The organism is Chryseobacterium sp. 2TAF14 (assembly GCF_052115105.1).
In the GTDB taxonomy this organism is placed as follows: Bacteria; Bacteroidota; Bacteroidia; order Flavobacteriales; family Weeksellaceae; genus Chryseobacterium.
Genome location: NZ_JBFRGA010000036.1, coordinates 23196 through 29195 on the forward strand (window position 1 = coordinate 23196; position 6000 = coordinate 29195).

The 6000-nt window shown below is 34.2% G+C and carries 5 protein-coding genes and 1 pseudogene; 2 read left to right on the forward strand and 4 right to left on the reverse strand.

Annotated elements, in window-relative coordinates; translation table 11 throughout:
• Positions 1-12 precede the first annotated feature (12 nt).
• The 4 genes from AB4Y90_RS06385 to AB4Y90_RS06400 all read right to left on the reverse strand — a co-directional run bounded on the left by AB4Y90_RS06385 (position 13) and on the right by AB4Y90_RS06400 (position 3161).
• Positions 13-309 (reverse strand): type II toxin-antitoxin system RelE/ParE family toxin, encoded by a 297-nt coding sequence (locus tag AB4Y90_RS06385; RefSeq protein WP_441556590.1) that lies wholly within the window; start codon positions 307-309, stop codon positions 13-15.
• Positions 297-482, reverse strand: coding sequence for a hypothetical protein (locus AB4Y90_RS06390; protein ID WP_441556591.1), 186 nt, complete (start codon positions 480-482; stop codon positions 297-299). Before AB4Y90_RS06390 ends, AB4Y90_RS06385 begins: the two co-directional genes overlap by 13 nt.
• 91 nt (positions 483-573) lie before the next feature.
• Positions 574-2379, reverse strand: a complete 1806-nt coding sequence (typA, locus tag AB4Y90_RS06395; RefSeq protein WP_441556592.1) for a translational GTPase TypA — start codon at positions 2377-2379, stop codon at positions 574-576.
• Between the two features lie 233 nt (positions 2380-2612).
• Positions 2613-3161 (reverse strand): type 1 glutamine amidotransferase domain-containing protein, encoded by a 549-nt coding sequence (locus tag AB4Y90_RS06400; RefSeq protein WP_441556593.1) that lies wholly within the window; start codon positions 3159-3161, stop codon positions 2613-2615.
• Between the two features lie 520 nt (positions 3162-3681).
• Here AB4Y90_RS06400 and AB4Y90_RS06405 point away from each other — a divergent pair.
• Together AB4Y90_RS06405 and AB4Y90_RS06410 are read left to right on the forward strand one after the other, a co-directional pair.
• Complete coding sequence (locus AB4Y90_RS06405; RefSeq protein WP_441556594.1) at positions 3682-5040, forward strand: hypothetical protein; 1359 nt, start codon at positions 3682-3684, stop codon at positions 5038-5040.
• A 16-nt stretch (positions 5041-5056) separates the two neighbouring features.
• Positions 5057-6000, forward strand: a pseudogene (locus tag AB4Y90_RS06410) (hypothetical protein); the annotation flags it as partial.

Genomic DNA, 6000 nt, shown 5'->3' on the forward strand with positions numbered 1-6000 from the left:
AATAATAGTGCGCTATTTTATTCTCTTTAATACATCTTTTGCACCATGATGGATCAAAAGAATATGAATTTCGTTTTCGGAAATGATCCGATAGATTATCCTGTAGTTTCCTTCAAAAATCTCTCTCACGTTGTCATCATCAATTTCCGAAACTCTTTTTCCTGTAATCATTCCGGTTTTTAAAATTTCAGTTTTATTCTGAATTTTTTCAACTTGGAATCTTGCATACCTTTTAGAATCTAAACTTATAAAATCAAAGATTTCTTTTAAATCTGTTTTAGCTGATTTTAACCATTTTATTCGAACCATTGTCTCATTTCTTTTTTGAGATCATCTTCCGAAATTGTATCATTTTCATCAGATTCTTTCATTCTGGTTTCCAGTTTTTCAATCATGATCAATTTTTCAATTACTTCATCAATACTTATTTCATCCGGAAACTCGTCTATATGCTTATGCAGTTTTTCTTTAGTAATTGTCATATTATTTACATTTTATTATTGCTAAATTAATAAATTAAAACAAAAAAGCCCCGAAAAAATCGAGGCTTTGAATATATTTGAGAATTTAAGATTAAGCTTTAGCGCTTCTCTCAACTCTTTTTCTTTCTTCTTCAGAAAGCAATTTTTTTCTCATTCTGATAAAGTTTGGAGTCACCTCGATTGCTTCATCAGCCTGAATATATTCCATACATTCTTCAAGAGAGAATAAGATTTTTGGTGCAACACCAGTATCTTTATCTTTACCAGAAGCTCTCATGTTGTTCAGCTGTTTTGCTTCAACAATGTTAACTACCAAATCTCCCGGCTTGTTTTGCTCACCGATCACCATTCCTGCATAGATTTCCTCACCCGGATCAACGAAGAACTTACCTCTGTCCTGAAGTTTAGCAATAGAATATTCAGTTGCCGGACCTTGAGTTTTAGAAATTAAAACACCATTGTTTCTTCCAGGAATTGCACCTTTGAAAGGCTTGTATTCTGTGAAACGGTGCGCCATAATTGCTTCACCTGCAGTAGCTGTCAACATCTGAGAACGCAATCCGATCAAACCTCTTGAAGGAATTTCAAATTCCATGTGCTGCATTTCTCCTTTCGTTTCCATAATGTGAAGGTCACCTTTTCTCTGAGTTGCCAAATCGATCACTCTTGAAGCATACTCTTCAGGAACGTCTACAACCAAAGATTCGTAAGGTTCACATTTTTCTCCGTCGATTTCTCTCAAGATAACCTGCGGCTGACCAATTGTCATTTCGTAACCTTCTCTTCTCATCGTTTCAATTAAAACTGATAAGTGAAGAATACCTCTACCGAAAACTAAGAATGTATTTGCATCATCAGTCTGCTGAACTCTTAATGCCAAGTTTTTCTCTAATTCTTTATATAATCTTTCTTTCAGGTGGTTTGAAGTAACATATTTACCATCTTTACCAAAGAAAGGTGAATTGTTGATCGAGAACGTCATATTCAACGTAGGCTCATCAATAGCCGTTCTTTCCAATGGTTCAGGATTTTCAAGATCTACAAAAGAATCTCCGATCTGGAAAGCATCAAAACCTACAACAGCACAGATATCACCTGCCTTAACTTCAGTTACTTTTTTCTTTCCTAAACCTTCGAATACGTATAATTCTTTTACTTTTCCTTTCACAACTTTTCCATCTGCTTGTGCAAGACCGATCCATTGAGATTCTTTAAGCTCACCTCTTGTTACTTTTCCAATCGCAATTCTTCCTAAGAAAGAAGAGAAATCAAGAGAAGTAATCTGCATCTGAAGGTTTCCTTCTTCTACTTTCGGAGCCGGAACATATTCTAAAATACCATCCAATAACGGCATAATGTTGTCAGTTTGTTCTAATGAAGTGTTGAACCATCCTTGTTTAGAAGAACCGTAGAAAGTTGGGAAATCCAACTGCTCTTCAGTTGCTTCAAGGTTGAAGAACAAATCAAATACCTGATCGTGAACCTCATCAGGACGACAGTTTGGCTTATCAACTTTATTGATTACAACCAAAGGTCTAAGACCTAATTCTAAAGCTTTTTGCAATACGAATCTTGTTTGCGGCATTGGTCCTTCAAACGCATCTACCAACAAGATTACACCGTCTGCCATTTTCAATACTCTTTCTACTTCCCCACCAAAATCGGCGTGACCAGGAGTATCGATTACGTTAATTTTTGTGTCTTTATAAGTAACAGAAATATTTTTTGATAAAATGGTAATTCCTCTTTCTCTTTCAAGATCGTTGTTATCCATTATTAATTCTCCACTTTCCTGATTTTCTCTGAAAATGTTTGTAGCATGAATAATCTTATCAACCAAGGTAGTTTTACCGTGGTCAACGTGTGCGATAATCGCAATATTTCTAATGTTTTGCATGAATGATTTTTACGGGTGCGAAATTAGTGATTTTTAATGAATTAACCACTATCAATATTTATTTATTAACAAATTCATAATGAGGGATTTGGTTGTTTCGGGTTTAGGATTCTGGATATTTTGTTTATTTCGGGTTACGGATTATTAAATTCAGATAGCTATTTTATTATTATTTAAAACAAAAAAGACCCGAAATAAAATCCGGATCTTCTATTTACAATAAATTAAAAAGATTATAAATTCTGGTCTTCGTGTTTACCTTCATTGATTTCTTCTACCAATTTAGCATTGAAAGCCGGTAAATCTTCCGGTGTACGGCTCGTTACCAACCCATTATCTACCACTACTTCGCTGTCTTCCCAAACTGCACCTGCGTTTTTCAGATCTTTACTGATCGAGTTTACGGATGTTAATTTCCTTCCGTTTACCGCTTCAGCATTGATGAGAATTTGCGGACCGTGACAAATCGCAGCAACAGGTTTATGCTGATTGAAAAAATCTTTCACAAAATTAATTGCTTCATCATTGGTCCTTAACTGATCCGGATTAATTACTCCACCAGGTAAAACCAACGCATCATAGTCTGAAGAACTCGCTTCGCTAATGGTTTTATCAACATTATACTCTTTTCCCCAGTCTTTTTCTGCCCATGCTTTTATTGTTCCCGATTTCGGACTAATAATATGAGCTGTCCAGCCTTGATTTTCTAAATGTTCTTTTGGTGATTTTAATTCACTTTCTTCAAATCCGTGAGTAGCAAGAATTGCAATTTTCTTTGACATAATAATATTTTTTTTGGTTTTCGATAATTATATAAGAAAATATAATGCCGACAATGTTTTGTGGAAAATATAAAATTTGTTAAAATTCTACACAATAAAATATTTTTATTGTTCCTAAAATAATCTGAGTTTAGGATAAGATTTCTAAATGCAATGACAAGTAAAATTTTATTTGATATAATTAGAGTCTGTTTAAAAATTAATAAATATGAATTTCATGATTGTTTTTTTTCGCAAAAGCGCAAAATTGTTTAATTATAGTACACTTTAAGGCGCAAGGATTTTATCTTCGATAAAATTGATCAGCATTATAAAAGAAAATCTTTGATTTTCTCCTTGCGGCTTAAAAACAGAAAACTTTATCAAATCTTGCGTCTTTGCGTTTTTCCAATAAATTAAACAGTTTCTTAAATATTACTATCTTTTTATTTTAAAATAATCTATAAAAAACTTCCAATTATTTCCCTTGCAAAAGAAAAAGTGTACTTTTGAAGTCTATAAAAAAACGCAAGTCTTTACTATGAATATCAGTTTCTCTCAAAAACCACTTATTGCATTATCGTTAATTGTTGCTCCATTTTATTTTTCTCAGAACAAAGCAGAAGAAGCGCTGAAAAAATTCGAACAAAACTATCCTCAGGAAAAAATACATCTCCTTTTAAGCAAAAAAAATTATGTTGCAGGTGAAAATCTGTGGTTTACGTCTTTTGTTTTTGACGGATACAGCCCTTCTACAATTTCCACAAACGTTTTTGTAGAGCTGTATGATCAAAATAAAAAGCAGATCAGTAAAAAAATCTATCCCCTCATCAATGGTAAAGGCAGCGGTAGTATAACTTTGCCCGCTGATCTGAAAGAAGATGTATATTATATAAGAGCTTATACAACATGGATGGGAAATTTCAGTGATGATTTTAATGAAATATTACCGATTACCGTTTACAACCCATCGTCACCTGAAAAGTTAGAAAAAAACACATCCGCTCCATGGAATGCGGCAGTTTTCCCGGAAAGCGGGACTTTTGTTGACGGCATCAATACTAAATTTGCAGTAAGGCTGCAATCTAAAGGTGAAACACCAGCAAACTGGAACGGATTTGTTACCGAAATTCAGGATTCTCGAAATAAAATAGTTTCTTTTAAAGGCTTTGATCAGAATACAGGTTGTTTTAATTTTACCCCTCTTGCCGGAAAAAAATACCAGCTTACGGTTGAAGACGGTAAAGGAAACAAGCAAACCGTTAATTTACCCGAAGCAGCTTCTTCAGGCATCAATTTACAGGTTCAAAGCCAATCTGATGCTGTAAAATTTGTTTTAAAAGCTAAAAATATTAGTCAAAACAATAAATATAAAATTATTGGAACCATTAACAACCAGTTGGTTTACAAAGCTAATGTTTCTAATATTTCAGATAAAGTGTATTCAATTCCGACCAATCAATTGGTGAACGGAATTCTTAACCTTACCGTTTTTGATGAATCGGAGAATATTGTAGCGCAACGGCTTTGTTTTGTGCAACCTCAATCTCTTAAGCTTAAACAGCCTTCTTTAAAAGGAACTTCGCTCAGCTTAAAACCCAGAGACAGCAATTCATTTAACATCAATAACGATTCTTCTATATCAAGCTATCTGGTAAGTGTTACAGATAATGAAAGTGAAAATCCTGAAAATGAAAACAGTTTACTGAGCACACTCTGGCTTACAGGAGATCTTAGCTCAAAAATTTATTATCCTGCCCAATATTTTAGTGAAAACAGAAATACGGATGCTTTAGATGCTTTACTGATTTCAGAAAAATGGTCGAGATTTAACTGGCAAACGATTATGTCGGGAAATTTCCCGGTGATAAAGTATAAACCGGAAAGTTATCTTTCTTAAAGGAAAAGCTACAAAGTTGGGGAAACCTGCTTCTGAAGCAGAGATCAATTTAATTTTTAAAATGCCTGATCAGGGAATCAGATACAATTTAATTAAAACAGATAAAGACGGGTTGTTTACTTTAAATGGTCTTGTATTTGAAGAATCGATGTCGTTTTCTTATCAGCTTAATGCTGAAAAAGCGGGCAAAAACTCGGTTCAGGTTTATTTTCAGCCTGCATTTTCTTTCTTACCACTAAGAAGCGCCCTTCCTTCGCATAATTATATGCTTACACAGCGCAATCCGACTGAAACGATACCTCTCGAAGTACAGCGTTCTGTAACGAATATATCTTCACAAAATATTTTAAATGAAAAAGAAACAGTCATTGAAGAAGTTAAAATAAAAGCAAAAAAGAAAGATTTAACAAAAAAGCTTAATAACGAGCTCAGCAGCTCTCTTTTCAGAAGTATTAATGAAACTGTTATAGATTTTGTGAATGACAATCAGAATGCACAAGGCTACTCGAATATTTTACAGTATTTGCAGGGCAGAGTTGCCGGTCTTCAGATTCAGATGCAAGGTGGTAATTATATAGCAACTAATCGTGGCGGAAATATGGAATTTTTCTTAGATGAAATGAAAGTTGATGCACGTCAAATATCTACCATTCCTATATCATCGATAGCAATGATAAAAGTAATTAAAGGTAATTTTGCAGGGAGCTTCGGAGGAAACGGAGCTGTTGTAATCTACACCCGTCGCGGCGGAACTACAGGTTCTGTGATAGATACTACTCTACCATCAAACCTTACAGAAATTAAACTAAACGGCTACGATAAAGAATTGCCTTTTAACAACGGAATCTACGATGAAGAAAGCGCAAAATCTGTTCCTGAAGACAAAAGAAGCATTTTATACTGGAATCCTTACCTGGAAAGTAAAGCGGGAGAACCTACCGTTGTACAATGGTATAATAA